This is a genomic window from Parabacteroides caeci (genome assembly GCF_023656795.1).
GTDB lineage: Bacteria > Bacteroidota > Bacteroidia > Bacteroidales > Tannerellaceae > Parabacteroides > Parabacteroides segnis.
Map to the genome: position 1 here is coordinate 60130 of NZ_JAMOKT010000036.1, position 16458 is coordinate 76587.

The window sequence follows — 16458 nt, forward strand, 5'->3', positions numbered from 1 at the left end:
ATAAAATTCTTTTATCTGATTCTTTTTAACTGTTGTATAGTTGACTCTATCTGTATGACAGTGTAAAAATAGGATTATTTTCTGTATTTATGTGATTTCTTGTTTGATATTTCTTTGTATGATACTTTTGCTGGAAAATAATACAGTAATAAGTCAAATAAAAAAAGAATAAGATCATGGCAAAAAGAGAATTACATTTCGAGACCTTACAGCTTCATGTAGGACAGGAACAGGCGGATCCGGCAACAGATGCCCGCGCAGTACCCATCTATCAGACGACTTCCTATGTATTTCATAACTCGGCGCATGCGGCAGCCCGTTTCGGTTTGCAGGATCCGGGAAATATTTACGGTCGTTTGACCAATTCAACGCAAGGTGTTTTTGAACAGCGTGTAGCGGCTCTCGAAGGAGGTGTTGCCGGGTTGGCTGTCGCTTCGGGCGCAGCTGCCATTACCTATGCATTCGAGAATATTACACGTGCCGGCGACCATATTGTAGCGGCAAAGACTATTTATGGAGGTAGCTATAATCTGCTGGCACATACATTGCCGGTTTATGGGGTAACTGCCACTTTTGTTGATCCGGCTGACTTGTCTAATTTTGAAAAGGCTATCCGGGAAAATACGAAAGCGATCTTTATTGAAACCCTGGGCAATCCGAATTCAAATATTATATCTATAGAAGAGGTGGCAGCCATTGCCCATCGTCATAAGATTCCCTTGATTGTGGATAATACTTTCGGAACACCTTACCTGATACGTCCGATCGAACATGGTGCGGATATTGTAGTGCATTCGGCAACTAAATTCATCGGTGGACACGGTTCGTCGTTAGGAGGTGTCATTGTCGATTCAGGAAAATTCGACTGGGTGGCTTCCGGTAAGTTCCCGCAACTGACAGAACCTGATCCGAGTTATCATGGGGTACGTTTTGTGGATGCTGCCGGACCTGCGGCTTATGTGACCCGTGTCCGTGCTGTCTTGTTACGTGATACGGGGGCTTGCATCAGTCCGTTCAATGCTTTTATTTTGTTACAGGGATTGGAAACTCTTTCGTTGCGTGTGGAACGTCATGTTGAAAATGCTCTGAAAGTGGTTGACTTCCTGCAAAATCATCCGAAGGTGAAAAAGGTGAACCATCCGTCTTTGCCGGAGCATCCCGATCATGCGCTGTATGAACGTTACTTCCCGAAAGGCGCCGGTTCAATCTTTACTTTCGAGATAAAAGGAGGGCAGGAAGAAGCACATCGTTTTATCGACAGCCTGGAGATCTTTTCCCTGCTGGCAAATGTAGCCGATGTAAAATCTTTGGTTATTCATCCGGCCAGTACAACGCATTCGCAGTTGAATGCAAAAGAACTGGCAGAACAGGATATTTATCCGGGAACAGTGCGTCTCTCGATAGGAACGGAGCACATAGAAGATTTGCTTGTAGACCTGGAACAGGCACTGGCTAAAATCTGAACAATCGGAATGAAAAGGGTGTTATAACTTCAAGTTATCAGCTATTCCATAATGTGATTGGTTCGATATCTTTTTAAAGCTTACCTTTGCACCGTCAAAAACAAAGGATAACTAAATGATATTATAAGAAATGAACACAATTGAACAAGTGCTGACGAAGTACAACAAACCCCTTTTCATTCTCCTATTCGTTCTTTGTCTGATGCCTTTTATTTCTCCGGCTATAGCCCTGTTTCTGGGTCTTGCGCTGGGAATGACAGCCGGACAACCTTTCCCGAAATTCAGTAAGAAAACGTCTAAATATTTATTGCAGTTCTCTGTAGTAGGCTTGGGATTCGGTATGAATCTGCATGAATCGCTGAGAACCGGAAAAGAAGGGATGCTCTTTACGGTCGTATCGGTTGTTGCCGTGTTGGCTTTAGGTATGTATCTGGGTAAGAGATTGATGATGGACCGGAAAACGGCTTATCTGATCTCCGCCGGAACTGCGATTTGCGGAGGAAGTGCCATAGCTGCCGTTGCTCCGGTAGTAAAAGCCAATGACAATGAGATGTCGATGTCACTCGGAACAATCTTTATTCTGAATGCGATTGCATTGTTTATTTTTCCGCCTATCGGACATTTGCTGGGAATGAGCCAGGAGCAGTTCGGTATGTGGGCGGCTATTGCCATACATGATACGAGTTCTGTCGTGGGAGCCGGTGCCGCTTATGGTGAGCAAGCTCTTGAAATAGCTACAATGGTCAAGTTGACACGTGCTTTATGGATTATCCCGGTAACGATTGCTACCATGTTTATATTCAAACAGAAAGGTGCAAAGATCAGCATACCCTGGTTTATTTTCTTTTTTATTCTGGCTATGGTTGCAAATACTTTCCTGACAATTCCTGAAACGATAACAGGTTCACTGGTCTGGCTGGCAAAGAAAGGTTTAACAGTTACCCTGTTTTTGATCGGTGCCGGATTATCCCGGAAAGTAATCAAACAAGTAGGCGTACGCCCGATGGTGCAAGGTGTTGTCCTTTGGATATTTATCGGGCTGATCAGTTTAGGAGTAATAATGCTGGTTTAAAACGAGCAAAATCTTGTTTAAAACGGGGGTAAAGTTCGTTTTAAACGAGATTTTACCCGTTTAAAACGAAGTGGAGGTCCGTTTTAAACAAGAATAACTGTACTTCTCAATCCTGAAAAATATGAACCCCATATCTCTTACTTTCCTCTTATTGAATTAATTTCCTATCTTTGCGTCTTCTAAGTGAATAATAAAGATGGCATCTAAGATTACAAAAGGCATTATAATTTCATTTTGGGTACTGTTCGTTGCAGCAGTGGGAACTGTGTTCCTGATATTTACAGCTATTGTAAATGGTTCAATCGGGTATGTGCCCCCCGTAGAACAGCTAGAAAATCCGATCGATAAATATGCATCCCAGGTTATTTCGGCAGATGGAAAGACGCTGGGTAGTTATGCGCATAGTAAAGATAACCGTATTTATGTGAACTATCGAGACCTTTCGCCTGATTTGGTGAAGGCTTTGATTGCGACTGAAGATGTTCGTTTCACCGAACATAGCGGTATTGATGCTCAGGGACTTTTCCGTGCTGTTGTAAAACGCGGTATCCTGATGCAGAAAAGTGGCGGTGGCGGTAGTACTATCACACAACAGCTGGCAAAACAGCTTTTCTCACCGAATGCAGATAATTTGATGGAACGTCTTTTCCAAAAGCCGATCGAATGGGTGATTGCTGTTCAGTTGGAACGTTATTATACAAAGGAAGAGATTATTAATATGTATCTGAATAAGTTTGACTTCCTGTATAATGCGGTAGGAATCCAGTCGGCTGCCCGGGTTTATTTCGGGACTACTCCGAAGAATCTGAAGATAGAGGAGGCCGCGACTTTGGTCGGTATGTGTAAGAACCCTTCTTATTTTAATCCGAAGCGTCAGAATGAACGTACACGCGGACGCCGTAATACGGTACTGGAACAAATGCAGAAAGCTGGTTACATTACCCGTGCCGAATGCGATTCGTTGAAGGCCTTGCCGCTGGTTCTTCATTTCACCCGTATGGATCACAAAGACGGTCCGGCTCCTTACTTCCGTGAATATCTGCGTATCCTGATGACCCGTCCTAAACCGGATCGCAGCGCGTACAGAGGTTGGCAGAAACAGCAGTTCTATGAAGATTCCCTGGCTTGGGAAACCAATCCTCTTTATGGCTGGTGCAACAAGAACAAGAAAGCTGATGGCGAGTATTATAATCTTTATACTGATGGTCTGAAAATATATACGACGATCGACTCCCGTATGCAGCAGTATGCGGAAGAGGCTGTCCGTGAGCATTTCAGTAAAGATTTGCAACCTTCTTTCTTCCAGGCTAACAGAAAGAAGAAACAGGCTCCTTTCTCAATTGATCTTCGTCCGGGTGAAGTGGATACGATTATGATGCGTGCCATGCATCAGACCGACCGCTACCGGGCTATGAAAAAGGCTGGAGATAAAGAGGAGGAGATACGCAAAGTGTTCAATACACCTGTCGATATGCGTGTATTCTCCTGGAACGGGCCGGTCGATACGATCATGTCGCCGATGGATTCTATCCGTTACCATAAAAGTTTCCTGCGTACCGGCTTTATGTCAATGGATCCGCGTAATGGTTATGTGAAGGCTTATGTGGGTGGTATCGACTATAATGACTTCCAGTATGATATGGTGAATGGCGGACGCCGTCAGATCGGTTCTACTATCAAGCCGTTCCTCTATTCTCTGGCGATGATTGAAGGGTTTAGTCCATGCGACGAAATGATGCATGTACAAAATACATATTTTGACGAGAACGGTATCCCCTGGACTCCGCGTAATGCCAGCGCCAAGCGGGTTGGTGAACGTGTTTCTATCCAATGGGGATTGCAAAATTCGGATAACTGGGTGACGGCATGGCTGATGAGCCAGATGTCTCCGTATACTTTCGTGCGTCTGCTTCATTCTTTTGGTTTGAAGAATCAGATGGATCCTGTAATTTCGATATGTCTCGGTACTCCTGACGTTTCGGTAGGCGAGATGGTAAGCGGTTATACTGTTTTTGCCAATAAAGGTATCCGTGCTGAACCGATCTATGTGACCCATATCGAGGATCCGTATGGAAATACGATTGCCTCCTTTAATTCACAGATGAGTGAAGTGCTGACGGAAGATGCTTCTTATAAGATGCTTCATATGTTGAAGAATGTGATCGATGGCGGAACAGGCAGCCGTGTCCGTTTCCGTTATGGCATCAAGGCTCCGATGGGCGGTAAGACCGGTACGACGCAAAATAACTCCGACGGTTGGTTCATGGCCTTTACACCTAGTCTGGTGTCGGGTTGCTGGGTTGGAGGTGAAGAACGTTCCATCCATTTCGACCGTTTGTCTGAAGGTCAGGGGGCAAGTATGGCGTTGCCGATCTATGGTTTATTCATGCAGAAAGTATATGCTGATAAGACGCTCGGCTATTCGGAAGAGGAAGATTTCGATATTCCGGAGCAATATGCAAATCCTTGTAAAACCATCACGGAGGAAGAACGCAAGCAGATCCCGGCAGATCCCGGAGGCATTGATAAAATGTTTGAATAGTAAACAAGATTGATTATATGAGACTCCCGCAAATCTGAATAATTTATTAGATTTGCGGGAGTTCATTTTTTAAGAAGATCTGAACTTATTCCAAAGGAAAGTGGTTTACAGATTATAAAGTGATATAACATGAATTTCAGACATAAATATGTATTGGCTATTGATCAGGGAACAACTACTTCCCGGGCCATCCTGTTTAATCGTCAGGGACAGGTCATCACACTCTCTCAGAAAACATTCCAGCAGTATTTTCCTAAGCCGGGTTGGGTAGAGCATGACCCGAACGAGATATGGTACACGCAGTCGCTTGCAATCAAGGAAGCGATGGCGAAAGCCGATGTGACGGATGACCATATTGCCTGTATCGGCATTGCCAATCAACGTGAGACAACGATTGTGTGGGACCGTGAGACGGGCTTTCCTGTCTACAATGCGATTGTGTGGCAGGACCGCCGCACAGCTGATTATTGCGAGGAGTTGAAAGCGGAAGGCTATTCCGATGTTATCCAGCAAAAAACAGGACTGGTCATCGATGCCTACTTCTCGGCAACTAAAGTGAAATGGATATTGGATCATGTAAAAGGTATTCGTGAACGGGCGGAACGGGGTGAACTTTGCTTTGGAACAGTCGATTCCTGGCTGATCTGGAAGCTGACACGGGGAACACAGTTTATTACGGATATTACAAATGCCTCCCGGACCATGTTATTCAATATAAATACTATGCAATGGGATCAGGAGTTGCTTGATCTGTTTACAATCCCAGCCTCCATGTTGCCGGAGGTGAAGAGCAGCAGCGAGGTTTATTGTAAGACTTCTACCCCGATATTTAAAGCCGGTATTCCTATTTCGGGAATGGCGGGCGACCAGCAGGCGGCTCTGTTCGGGCAGCTGTGTCTGGAAGAAGGTATGATGAAGACGACCTATGGTACGGGCTGTTTTATGATCGTAAATACCGGGGACAAACCGGTGCTTTCACAAAACAACTTGCTGACGACTATTGCCTGGAAGCTGGGTGATAAAGTAACTTATGCACTGGAAGGCAGTGTGTTTGTCGGTGGTGCAGCTATCCAGTGGCTTCGTGACGGTATTGGATTGATACCGAATGCTCCGGTCACGGAACAGATGGCGAAGTCGGTCCCGGACAATGGCGGTGTCTATTTTGTACCTGCACTGACCGGTTTGGGAGCTCCTTATTGGGACCAGTATGCACGGGGAGCAATTATTGGCATTACCCGTGGTACGACAGCTGCGCATCTGACACGTGCTGCGTTGGAAGGTATTTGTTACCAGGTATATGATGTACTGATCGCGATGGAGAATGATATTCACGCCAAGCCGAAGGAGATTCGGGTGGATGGCGGTGCGATTGCAAATAATTTCCTGATGCAGTTTCAGGCGGATATCAGCCGCTGTCCGGTAGTCCGTCCCAGTATAATTGAGACAACAGCTTTAGGAGCTGCTTATCTGGCTGGGTTGGCAGTGAATTACTGGAAAGATATGGATGAACTGAAAGAGCAGTGGTCGCTGGATACCATCTTCACAGCCAAGATGAAACCGGAAACAGCTTTGGCTTTGCTTTCCGATTGGCATAAGGCGGTCGGACGGACAATGAACTGGGCGATGGATAGCGAAATATAAAGAGTATGCCTGGATACCCGGAATTGCACCGCTTGCAGGCTCTGCGCTGGCAGCTATGCTTTATTATATTCTGAAATAGAGCATTTAAACGTTTTTTATCTAATCTAAAAAGTGGTATATTCGTACCAGTATTCTGGAAAAGAAGAATAACCAGAATCAATTTAAGCCTATTGAAATGAGTAGAATAACCACTTTACTTTTAGTATTTTGTTTGATATTGTCTGGATGCGGAAACCATAAATCTCGAAATAATCAGGTTACATTGGAACCGGATTCATTATCCGGACCTCACAGCCATGCGCAAGAGTTGTTTGACAAAGCCCGTGAACTGCAAAAAGGGGAGGATTATCCTGCTGCCATATCGGTTTATCAGCAATTAATATCCCTGGAACCAACGGATGATGACATAAAATCTGTCGCCACCTTGATGGACGAAGGATTCCTGCAATTGGTCTATTGTTATATCTTTGGCGGGCAACGGAAAGACGGGGCAGACTATTTCAGTCATATATATAAAGAAAACAAACTTTGGTTTGTACGGAATTATCCCCGTAGTGTGGAAATCAGTATAGCTTATTCCCTCTATGAAGCTACGCGCCTGGAAGAAGCCGTTGCTCTGATAGACCGTGCCTTGTCGCGACAAGAGGAAGGCAGGGAGAATGATCAACTTTACGTGGATAATGGCATTGCATCCGTCATTTATAACCAGGCTGGCGAAATACGCAAGGCGATTGCCTGTGGCGAACGGAGCCTTGAGATTATAAAAACACTGGAAGACCAGTCGAAGATTGTATTTGTACTGGGTAACTTGATTTATCAGTATCAGCAGGTCGGAGAGTTTGAACAGGCCCTTGCTGCTTATGAAGCTCTGTTGGCTTCCGGTGAAGGGGAAAAGAACCCATACGCATTGTGTACTGCCGAGACAAATGTTGTCCAGCTTTACGATGAATGGGGTTTGGAAGAGGAAGTGATGCTCCATCTTGATAAAGCCCGTGAAGCTGCCGACCGGAGCGGTGTTCCCGAAGCCTTTCTCCGGGTGGATAATTTATCTGTTTATTATGCCCTTCAATGCAAGGAATATGAAAAGGCTGCCGTTTTGCTGGACAGTATGCAGGTTCGTATGCCGGACCATTCTCAAAATTCGTTCTATCATGAGTTTTATGATAATTACACTTGTATCCTGGCTGTCAGTAAGACGAAAGGGCAGGACGGAAGGACAATCGCTTCGGCTCGCCGGTTGATCGGAGAGTTGAAGGATAAGCCGTTGAACAACCTGTCGGTCCTGACATACCGCCTGTTAGGGGATGTGTTGGCAGAGGTAGGGGAGACGGCCTTATCCATAGAAGCGTATCAGGCCTGTTGCGACTATATAGAGAAGAACCAATTGGTGAATCAGCAGCGTCTGGTTTATTATGCGCTGGGAAAACTGTATGCAGAAACAATGCGCCCAGCCGAATCGTCCCGCTATCTGCTGATGGCTCATCAGGCTAACCAACAGTTTACCGAACGTCGGAATGCCGGATTAATTTCGCAATTCCGGGTTAAATATGAAACAAGGGAAAAGGAACAGGATAACCGGTTGTTGCGTTCCGAGTTGCAGTTGCAGAAACGTACCCTGCAATATTATATCCTGATTGGCATCTTATTCTTTTTATTGGGTGTTGTTTTTCTGCTTTGGCTGAGTATGCGTCATAAAAAATCTCTTCGGCTGATTGAGGAAAAGGAAGGTCAGCTCCGGCAGATGCTGACCGAGCGGCAGAACCTGAACCGTAAGAACGAAGAACTTCGTATGCAGATTGAAACGGCAGATGCTCAACATACGATGCAGGAGGTGATTAACAGTCTTTCTCCCCGTTTGCTGACTGCGGAAGAGGAGCAGGAGTTCCGTCGCCAGTTCTGCCTTCTTTATCCGTCGTTCCTGTCGGGGTTGCGGAAGGCTTGTTCGGCTGTGACCCGTAATGATGAGTTGCTGGCTATGCTGATTCGTCTGAATCTTTCGTCGGAAGAAATAGCTTTTGCTCTCGGAAATAACCGGGCAAGTGTGAATACTTCCCGTTTCCGTTTGCGGAAAAAGTTGGAGCTGGACAAAGACGTATCGTTGGAGGATTATGTGAGTCGATTCTGAAAAGTCTGTAAATCAATCCATGTTGGTACAGGGTGACAATGCGGCTGCCAGTAAAAATGCCGCAGTTCGTATCCTGGCCGATGACCCGTCGGTGGATGCTTTTTATGCCCTGGATGACGAGGTGGCATCGGGGGTAATCGGTTCGGGCGCAGGATTAGCAGATTCTTTCTGTTAATTCTGCGCTTGAGTAACAGGGTTTCTCTATAAATCCTTATATTTGCCCATCACCAATAAAAAGATAATCGATATGACGACAAAGCCTTATAGCACAGATGAAACTCCACAGTCTCAGCCTGTCTCCGAACCTGCTGTTTCTTATGGTCTGCCACAGGATACCGCCAGCCTGAAGCTGGCAGCAATCAATGAATTGATGAATATCTTCGATCCGGAGCGCCTTTCACAGGCGGTTGATTATTTGCGGTCGCTGGGAAAGGAGGAGGTTGGAGAATATCCTTATTACCCATCTTCCTCCAATGAATTAAGACAGGAGTTGGCAGAAGCAGAAGATGATTTTGCCAACGGGCGGGTGTATTCAACTGATGAGTTACGTAAAGAAATGCGTATATGGTAACACATTTAGACTGGTCAGCCAAAGCCCGACGAAATCTGAATCAGATATTTGTATATTATAAAAAGAAAAGTGGTCAGGCAGCAGTGCGCTTATTCAATAAGATTTTAGATGAAGCAGAAACATTACTGATCTTCCCCGAGGCTGGAAAAATAGAACCTTTGGGGGAAGATATGCAGATATGTTACCGTTCTTTAGTTATAGAAAAACATTTTAAGCTTATCTATTATAGTAAGAATGATGCAATAAGAATCGTTGCTATTTGGGATTGCAGACGAAATCCGTCTAGCTTCAAGCAATTTGTAGGAAAATAGATTAATCAAATCAATCCCCATATAACCTTTATCACCTCCGGAATAGAAGCCTCTACTTCCGGGGTCAGTTCCATATTGACCTCGTTCAGGTTGGCGGCGGAGACGACAATCAGGTGGACTTCCGGCAGGTCGCCGGTCAGAATCATTGTTTCAATCATGTCGCGGAGACCTATTTCGTGTGCACTCATCAACGGAGGATAATCGCTGGCGTATTTCGGATAGATGAGGCGGACGGTGCCTGGAGGATTGCTGTCGAGGGTGGCGTCTACCATGATGATATGGTCGTAACCAGTGAGCCAGCTGATAAGATGCAAGCCTCCCGTTCCGCCATCCATTAGGGTGACGTGGGCGGGAAGCGTTTCTTTTTCCAGGGCGCGGATGACGTGTATACCGACCCCTTCATCTTTCAGCAACAAGTTGCCGACACCTAATATAAGAGTTTTCTTTTCCATCATTTGCTTTTCTTTGCCGCTTTCGTGATTGTTTCGGCTGTCTCTGTTATTTCTTCCTTGTCGGCTATCTCTTCTTCGATGAACTTCCAGCCACCGATGATGGAGGAGGTTTCACCGCGCTGTTCGATGTAGTCGTGATAGAATACCAGATATACATGGACGATGGCGAACAGAATGAAGAACCACATCAGGAAATGATGTATCTGCCGTGCCATCAGGTCGCCGCCCATCAACGGGACGGTCCAGGCAAACAGCTGGGGGAAGGCAGACTGGCTCATTTTGGCATACAGCCCGAAACCCGTAATGCTTTGCAACAGGAAGGCCCAGAACGTGCCGAAATAGATTAAACTCGCCAACGCATTATGCCCGATACTGTCGACCGGCTTGTTCTTTATCATCAGTATATCGACTTTGATTACCTCCAATACTTCCTGCCATTGCGATTTCTTCAACGGGATGAAGTTGTTCCAGCGGGCAAAGCGGTTTCCCACGAATCCCCAGTACAGGCGGAACACGAAGTTGAAGAAAAACACGAAAGCCGTTACAAAGTGGATGAAACGGACCACGCCGAACCAATAGCTGAAATAGGCTTCCGAAGCATTCAGCATGGCCGGAGGGTCGGCAATGATAAACCCGGTAATGCAAAGTATGACGATACACAATGCATTCACCCAGTGATAAATACGTACGGGTAACTCCCATACGTATACTTCTCTCAGACGTTTCTTACGACTTTTCATAGCAATACTTTTTAAAACGTATCCATTTGGTGCACATACTTCCTTTCCTCGTCATATAGGTGTACGGCACAGGCCAGGCACGGGTCGAAGGAATGGATGGTCCGGAGGATTTCAAGCGGTTGATTGGCATCGTGTATCGGTGTGCCGATCAGGGCTGATTCGTAGGGTGACAGGTTGCCGTTCTCGTCTCTCGGCGAAGCGTTCCAGGTGGTCGGGACTACCATCTGATAATTCTTCATCCGGTTGTTCTCGATGACGGCGAAATGAGCCAGGGCGCCGCGCGGAGCTTCGCAGAGGCCGACCCCTTGCGCTTGTTTCGGCCAGTTCTCGTTTTCCCACATGACCGGGTTGGCCATGCGCGAGTCGCCATTTTCCAGGTTCTTCATCAACTGGTCGAAAAATTCGAGCGACCATTGAGCGACCAACTGGGTTTCGATGCCGCGGGCAGCGGTGCGGCCCAGGGTGGAGAAGAGGGCCGAGGCGGGGAGGTCGAGTGCCTTCAGCACATTGTCGACAGCTGTTTTCTGCGGTTCCTTTCCGGCGGCATAGGCTACGACGAGGCGGGCCAGCGGGCCGACTTCCATAGCATGTCCTTTCCAACGGGGCGTTTTAATCCAGCTATATTTATCGTCTACGTTCAGATACTTGTAGGGCGGTTTCGGGCCGGTATATTCGAGGTTCGTTTCTCCTTCGTACGGATGGAGGCCGGCTTTATCGCCTTCGGTGTATTTGTACCAGGAGTGATAGATATATTCTTTGATTTCTTCAGGCGAGTTGGCGTCTACCGGATGAACCTTGCTTAGGTCGCGGTCGAGGACGATGCCGCGCGGACTCATGTAATCTTCTACACCGGCGTATCCATGCAGGGGGAAATCGCCGTAAGAAAGGTAATTGCTTACGCCACCGCCTATCTTGCTCCATTCGTCTTTATATACACCGGCAATCATCAGGAGATCGGGGATATACACCTGGTCGATGAAATCCTTGCCTTCCTGCAACTTCTGTTTCACCAGTGCGAGACGTTCGGCATTGATGGCGTTCGCCTCGTTCAGGTCGATGCTGCACGGCATACCGCCGACCAGGAAGTTGGGATGCGGGTTCTTTCCGCCGAAGACGGCATGTACTTTGACAATCTCTTTTTGCCATTCCAATGCTTCGAGGTAATGGATGGTGGCAATCAGGTTTTGCTCCGGTGTCAGTTTGTAGGCCGGGTGCCCCCAATACCCGTTGGCGAAGATGCCCAGTTGACCGCTGGCTACGAACTTCTTGAGCTTGTTTTGCATTTCGGTGAAATAGCCTTCCGTGTTTTTGGGCCACGGCGACAGCTGCTGGGCGAGGAGGGCAGCCGCTTTCGGGTCTGCCTTGAGACCGGAGATAATGTCGACCCAGTCGAGGGCATGCAACTGGTAGAAATGCACCGTATGGTCGTGCATGTAGAGCACCGCTTCCATGATGTTGCGCACCATTTCGGCATTGGGCGGAACACTGATGCCAAGCGCATTCTCAACGGCGCGGACCGAACAAAGCGAGTGGATGGAGGTACACACGCCGCAAACACGGCCTACGAACACCCAGGCATCGCGCGGGTCGCGGTCGCGTACTATATTTTCGATTCCGCGTACCATCGTACCGGAACTGTATGCATCTTTGATTTTGCCATTTTCGATGGCGGCCTCTACCCGGAGATGACCTTCGATACGGGTAATAGGGTCTATAACGATTCTTTCAGACATGGTGTTGCTAATTTAGTTAGATGGTAGATTTGCTTTCCGGTTCTTCGTTGTCGATAAGTTTCTTCTTCCGGATGTTGGTGGCTACGGCATGGACGGCGATGCCGGCTGCTGTCGCGGCTCCCAAGGCAAGGCCAATCTGGTCGGCTGTCGCTTCGATGCCGAATCCGTGTACGTCGGGCATCCGTTTATAGAACGGGCTGTTGTCCCAGAAGTTTTCTTCGCTGCAACCGAGGCAGGGGTGACCGCTCTGGATGGGGTAGCTCGTCCCTTCGTTCCATTTGATGATACCGCAGGAGTTGTAGGTACTCGGCCCTTTGCATCCCACTTTGTAGAGGCAATACCCATGCTTGGCGTTCTCGTCGTCGAAGCTCTCCACGAAGAGGCCGGCATCGAAGTTGGCACGGCGGTAGCAGGTGTCGTGCACGCGGCGTGAATAGAACATCTGCGGACGTCCCAGCCCGTCGAGTTGCGGCATACGCTCGAATGTCAACATATAGATGATTACACCTGCCATGACGTCGGCGATTGGCGGACAGCCTTGTACATTGATGATAGGTTTCCCTTTGATAACTTTATGAATAGCTTTTGCCCCGGTCGGGTTCGGGTTGGCCGCCTGCACGCAACCGGCGCATGCGCAGTTTCCCCAGGCGATGATGGCTTTGGCACCTTCGGCAGCCTCGCGGGTGATTTGCAGGGCGCTTTTGCCGCCGACACAGCAATAACCTTCGTCTTTCGTCGGAATCGAACCTTCAATCATAAGCAGGTATTCACCTTTATATTTCTTCATGGTCTCTTCCTTGGCAGCTTCGGCCTGTTCGCCGGCGGCAGCCATCAGGGTTTCCGTATAATCGAGTGAGATTTTGTCGAGAAGCAGGGTCGCCACGATGGGGTGAGCGGCACGGATGAACGATTCCGTACAGCAGGTGCATTCTTGCAGGTGAAGCCAGATGACCGGCAGGCGCGGCTTGGTTTCGAGCGCGTTGACAACCTGGGCGACACCGGAGGCTTCCAATCCCATAAAGGCGGCCATGGTGGTACAGAACTTCAGGAAATCCCTTCGGGAGATGCCTTTCTGCCGGCATTCCTCGTAGACGGTTGGTCTTTTGTTATCCATATTTTCGTAATTTATTGGTTTCTTTGTTTTCTTCCGATGACTGGAAGAGTACTCTTCCGATAGTCGGAACAACACTCTTCCGATGGTAGGAACAGTGCTTTTTCGATAGTCGGAATAACGCTCTTCCGATTGTCGGAAATTTCAGCAGATACGCGGCAGTTGTTCACCGCTCAGCATATCGACTATACGGTAGTTGCCGTAAAGTGTCCTCATCTTCACCACTGCGTTGCCTTTCTTTTCCACCCGTCCGATGACGGTAGCCTTTTCTCCCTCCGGGAAACTGTGCATGACGGCCAGTGCTTCTTCCGCCAGTGCTTCGGGGAGGATGACCAGCACCAACCCTTCGTTGGCGACATACAGCGGGTCGAGTCCCAATATCTCCGAAGCGCCTCTTACGGCATCGGGGATGGGGAGGGCCGCTTCATCCAGTATGATTTCAACGTTGGCCGCTTTCGCAATTTCGTTCAGTGTTCCGCTCACCCCGCCACGTGTCGGGTCGCGGAGCACATGGACTTCCTCTATATTTTTTAACAATCGGGAGAGCATATTGTTTAACGAAACGGTATCACTTTTCAGATTTGTTTCGAATCCGAGGCTTTCGCGGGCGGAAAGGATGGTGATGCCATGCGCTCCGATAGGACCGCTGCAAATCACTGCGTCTCCGGGTTGTACGCGGTCGGGGGCGATGCGGATGCCTTCGGCGACGACTCCGATGCCGCTGGTATTGATAAAGAGTTTGTCGCATTTGCCGCGTTCCACCACCTTGGTATCACCGGCGACAATCTGCACGCCGGCTTTGTCGGCCGCCTTCCTCATGGACTGCACGATGCGTTGCAGGTCGGCAAGCGGCAGGCCCTCTTCGAGTATGAACCCGGCAGTGAGGTAAAGCGGACGGGCACCGCAGCAGGCAAGGTCGTTCACCGTCCCGTTCACTGCCAGGTCGCCGATATCCCCTCCGGGAAAGAAAATCGGGTCGACCACGAAAGAGTCGGTCGAGCATGCCATGCGCCCTTCCTGAACGGGAAATACGCAGCCGTCGTGGTCCTGTTCCAGCAACGGGTTGCGGAAGGCGGGGTAGAAGATGTTGCTTATCAGTTGATGCGTCATCCTCCCGCCGCCGCCATGCGCCATCAGCACACAGTCGGTATCGTTCAACGGTATCGGGCAGTTAAAATCTTCGTTCTTCATACATTATATTTATAATAAGCTGCACAAACTCCTTCCGACGAAACCATCGGTGCACCTTTCGGGCGTTCCGGCGAGCAACCCTTTCCGAAGAAAGGGCAGTCGGCGGGGTGCTTTACGCCCCGCATGATGTCTCCGGCAATACATTCGGATGGGATTTCTGTTCCATTCGGATGGAATGGGAATTTCTCCCGGGAGGAGTAGGCTGCATATGTTTTCTTTAATCGTAAACCGCTGTGGGGAATGATGCCGATGCCTCGCCATTCCTGGTCGCATGCTTCGAGCGTTTCGTCCATCAACGCGCGGGCGGCCGCGTTACCCGTTTCGGGAACGGCACGCCGGTAGGCATTCTCTACAATGTGGCTTCCGCCTTCCAACTGGAGCAGGCAACGATAAATGCCGTATAGCAGGTCGACCGGCTCGAAGCCTGTGACGACCATCGGCGTTTTATATTGTTCGGCTAGCTTGTGGTAAGCTGAGTTTCCTGTGATGGCACAGACGTGTCCGGCGGTCAGAAATCCGTCTACCTTACTTCCCGGGTCCGAAAGAATCGCGTCTATGGCCGGAGGAACTGTGAACAGTGACGTGAGTAACGAGAAATTGCTTAACTTTTGCCGTTGTGCCTCTTTTAACGCCATCATATGAACAGGGGCGGTTGTTTCAAAGCCAATGGCGAAAAAGACAACTTCTTTCTCCGGATTTGTTTTCGCCAGTTCGACCGCATCGAGCGGGGAATAAAGTATCCGAACATCTGCGCCGTGTGCTTTTGCCTGCAATAAATCTTCTTTTGTGCCCGGCACACGCATCATGTCACCAAACGAAGCCAGAATAATATCGGATTGTCTCGCCAGTTCAAGTGCCTGGTCAATCAGACTAACCGGAGTCACACAAACCGGGCATCCCGGCCCGTGAAGTAGCCGGATTTCCTGTGGTAGCATCTCTTCCAGGCGGTAACGGGCAATGGCATGTGTTTGCCCGCCGCATATCTCCATGATGTGCCACGGCCGGGTCGTTACCTTTCGGATAGCCCGCAGGAGTGCCTGTACCTGTTCGTTATTTCTATATTCATCGACGTACTTCATAAGCGTTGGAGTTTCTTTAAATCTTCCAGTGTTTCTTCTGCCTCTCGTGCATTCACTATGGAGATTGCCATTCCGGCATGAGCAAGGATATAATCGCCTTCCGTCACATCGACCCATTGGATGCAAATGTTCTTGGTGATGCCGCTAAAGTCGACTCTGGCCATGGCCAGCTCAGGCTCGGAACGGTCTATGCTTATAATTTTACCAGGTATTGCCAGACACATAAGCTGATTTGTTTTTTATTAACAACTCCAAAAGTAGGCAATATGTTTGGGAAAAGGTGTGTTAAATGATACATATTATCTATTAATGCGAATCAGGAGTTGAAAACAGCTTCTGATTCAGGTTTTAAAAATTTATAATTCAGTTAATTATCTCATTGTTTTATTTTATATTCTCCTTGAAAATCAATATATTAGAGTAATAA

Annotated in this window: 15 protein-coding genes; 8 read left to right on the forward strand and 7 right to left on the reverse strand. The window is 48.1% G+C overall.

Annotated elements, in window-relative coordinates; translation table 11 throughout:
• The first annotated feature begins 176 nt into the window (after nt 1–176).
• The 8 genes from NBH15_RS17575 to NBH15_RS17610 all read left to right on the forward strand — a co-directional run bounded on the left by NBH15_RS17575 (nt 177) and on the right by NBH15_RS17610 (nt 9725).
• Nucleotides 177–1463: an O-acetylhomoserine aminocarboxypropyltransferase/cysteine synthase family protein gene (locus NBH15_RS17575; protein WP_250823181.1), complete on the forward strand. Its 1287-nt coding sequence runs from the start codon at nt 177–179 to the stop codon at nt 1461–1463.
• Nucleotides 1464–1593: 130 nt separating this feature from the next.
• Nucleotides 1594–2535: a YeiH family protein gene (locus NBH15_RS17580; RefSeq protein WP_007653224.1), complete on the forward strand. Its 942-nt coding sequence runs from the start codon at nt 1594–1596 to the stop codon at nt 2533–2535.
• Nucleotides 2536–2731: 196 nt separating this feature from the next.
• On the forward strand, nt 2732–5077 hold the full coding sequence (locus tag NBH15_RS17585; protein WP_250823182.1) for a transglycosylase domain-containing protein: 2346 nt from the start codon (nt 2732–2734) through the stop codon (nt 5075–5077).
• Between the two features lie 129 nt (nt 5078–5206).
• Nucleotides 5207–6718 (forward strand): glycerol kinase GlpK, encoded by a 1512-nt coding sequence (gene glpK, locus NBH15_RS17590; protein WP_250823183.1) that lies wholly within the window; start codon nt 5207–5209, stop codon nt 6716–6718.
• 175 nt (nt 6719–6893) lie between these two features.
• The gene (locus tag NBH15_RS17595) at nt 6894–8843 is read left to right on the forward strand and encodes a tetratricopeptide repeat protein (protein WP_250823184.1); all 1950 of its coding nucleotides are present in this window, start codon (nt 6894–6896) and stop codon (nt 8841–8843) included.
• Nucleotides 8844–8862: 19 nt separating this feature from the next.
• Nucleotides 8863–9018: a hypothetical protein gene (locus NBH15_RS17600; RefSeq protein WP_158579662.1), complete on the forward strand. Its 156-nt coding sequence runs from the start codon at nt 8863–8865 to the stop codon at nt 9016–9018.
• Between the two features lie 72 nt (nt 9019–9090).
• Nucleotides 9091–9414: a hypothetical protein gene (locus NBH15_RS17605; protein ID WP_233567263.1), complete on the forward strand. Its 324-nt coding sequence runs from the start codon at nt 9091–9093 to the stop codon at nt 9412–9414.
• Nucleotides 9408–9725, forward strand: a complete 318-nt coding sequence (locus NBH15_RS17610) for a type II toxin-antitoxin system RelE/ParE family toxin (RefSeq protein ID WP_046146802.1) — start codon at nt 9408–9410, stop codon at nt 9723–9725. Before NBH15_RS17605 ends, NBH15_RS17610 begins: the two co-directional genes overlap by 7 nt.
• 5 nt (nt 9726–9730) lie before the next feature.
• On the opposite strand, the gene NBH15_RS17615 is transcribed toward NBH15_RS17610, so the two are convergent.
• The 7 genes from NBH15_RS17615 to NBH15_RS17645 form a co-directional block, all read right to left on the reverse strand.
• Nucleotides 9731–10177: a HyaD/HybD family hydrogenase maturation endopeptidase gene (locus NBH15_RS17615; protein WP_128134370.1), complete on the reverse strand. Its 447-nt coding sequence runs from the start codon at nt 10175–10177 to the stop codon at nt 9731–9733.
• Nucleotides 10177–10917 (reverse strand): Ni/Fe-hydrogenase, b-type cytochrome subunit, encoded by a 741-nt coding sequence (gene cybH / locus NBH15_RS17620; protein WP_010803650.1) that lies wholly within the window; start codon nt 10915–10917, stop codon nt 10177–10179. Before cybH ends, NBH15_RS17615 begins: the two co-directional genes overlap by 1 nt.
• 11 nt (nt 10918–10928) lie before the next feature.
• Nucleotides 10929–12650, reverse strand: coding sequence for a nickel-dependent hydrogenase large subunit (locus tag NBH15_RS17625; RefSeq protein ID WP_250823185.1), 1722 nt, complete (start codon nt 12648–12650; stop codon nt 10929–10931).
• A gap of 16 nt (nt 12651–12666) precedes the next feature.
• Nucleotides 12667–13764: a hydrogenase small subunit gene (locus NBH15_RS17630; protein WP_046146805.1), complete on the reverse strand. Its 1098-nt coding sequence runs from the start codon at nt 13762–13764 to the stop codon at nt 12667–12669.
• A gap of 141 nt (nt 13765–13905) precedes the next feature.
• A complete protein-coding gene (hypE, locus tag NBH15_RS17635) occupies nt 13906–14952 on the reverse strand; it encodes a hydrogenase expression/formation protein HypE (protein WP_250823186.1) in 1047 nt (348 codons plus the stop codon).
• Nucleotides 14949–16031, reverse strand: a complete 1083-nt coding sequence (hypD, locus tag NBH15_RS17640; protein WP_250823187.1) for a hydrogenase formation protein HypD — start codon at nt 16029–16031, stop codon at nt 14949–14951. The genes hypE and hypD overlap by 4 nt, the downstream gene beginning before the upstream one ends.
• Nucleotides 16028–16255 carry a HypC/HybG/HupF family hydrogenase formation chaperone gene (locus tag NBH15_RS17645; protein WP_287626237.1) on the reverse strand — a complete coding sequence of 76 codons (228 nt, stop codon included), beginning with the start codon at nt 16253–16255 and terminating at the stop codon, nt 16028–16030. Before NBH15_RS17645 ends, hypD begins: the two co-directional genes overlap by 4 nt.
• Nucleotides 16256–16458 lie beyond the last annotated feature (203 nt).

Excerpts from the sequence above, each read along its gene's own strand:
- NBH15_RS17575 (WP_250823181.1), top strand. The coding sequence starts at position 177 with ATGGCAAAAAGAGAATTACATTTCGAGACCTTACAGCTTCATGTAGGA.
- NBH15_RS17580 (WP_007653224.1), top strand. The coding sequence starts at position 1,594 with ATGAACACAATTGAACAAGTGCTGACGAAGTACAACAAACCCCTTTTC.
- NBH15_RS17585 (WP_250823182.1), top strand. The coding sequence starts at position 2,732 with ATGGCATCTAAGATTACAAAAGGCATTATAATTTCATTTTGGGTACTG.
- glpK (WP_250823183.1), top strand. The coding sequence starts at position 5,207 with ATGAATTTCAGACATAAATATGTATTGGCTATTGATCAGGGAACAACT.
- NBH15_RS17595 (WP_250823184.1), top strand. The coding sequence starts at position 6,894 with ATGAGTAGAATAACCACTTTACTTTTAGTATTTTGTTTGATATTGTCT.
- NBH15_RS17600 (WP_158579662.1), top strand. The coding sequence starts at position 8,863 with ATGTTGGTACAGGGTGACAATGCGGCTGCCAGTAAAAATGCCGCAGTT.
- NBH15_RS17605 (WP_233567263.1), top strand. The coding sequence starts at position 9,091 with ATGACGACAAAGCCTTATAGCACAGATGAAACTCCACAGTCTCAGCCT.
- NBH15_RS17610 (WP_046146802.1), top strand. The coding sequence starts at position 9,408 with ATGGTAACACATTTAGACTGGTCAGCCAAAGCCCGACGAAATCTGAAT.
- NBH15_RS17615 (WP_128134370.1), bottom strand. The coding sequence starts at position 10,177 with ATGGAAAAGAAAACTCTTATATTAGGTGTCGGCAACTTGTTGCTGAAA.
- cybH (WP_010803650.1), bottom strand. The coding sequence starts at position 10,917 with ATGAAAAGTCGTAAGAAACGTCTGAGAGAAGTATACGTATGGGAGTTA.
- NBH15_RS17625 (WP_250823185.1), bottom strand. The coding sequence starts at position 12,650 with ATGTCTGAAAGAATCGTTATAGACCCTATTACCCGTATCGAAGGTCAT.
- NBH15_RS17630 (WP_046146805.1), bottom strand. The coding sequence starts at position 13,764 with ATGGATAACAAAAGACCAACCGTCTACGAGGAATGCCGGCAGAAAGGC.
- hypE (WP_250823186.1), bottom strand. The coding sequence starts at position 14,952 with ATGAAGAACGAAGATTTTAACTGCCCGATACCGTTGAACGATACCGAC.
- hypD (WP_250823187.1), bottom strand. The coding sequence starts at position 16,031 with ATGAAGTACGTCGATGAATATAGAAATAACGAACAGGTACAGGCACTC.
- NBH15_RS17645 (WP_287626237.1), bottom strand. The coding sequence starts at position 16,255 with ATGTGTCTGGCAATACCTGGTAAAATTATAAGCATAGACCGTTCCGAG.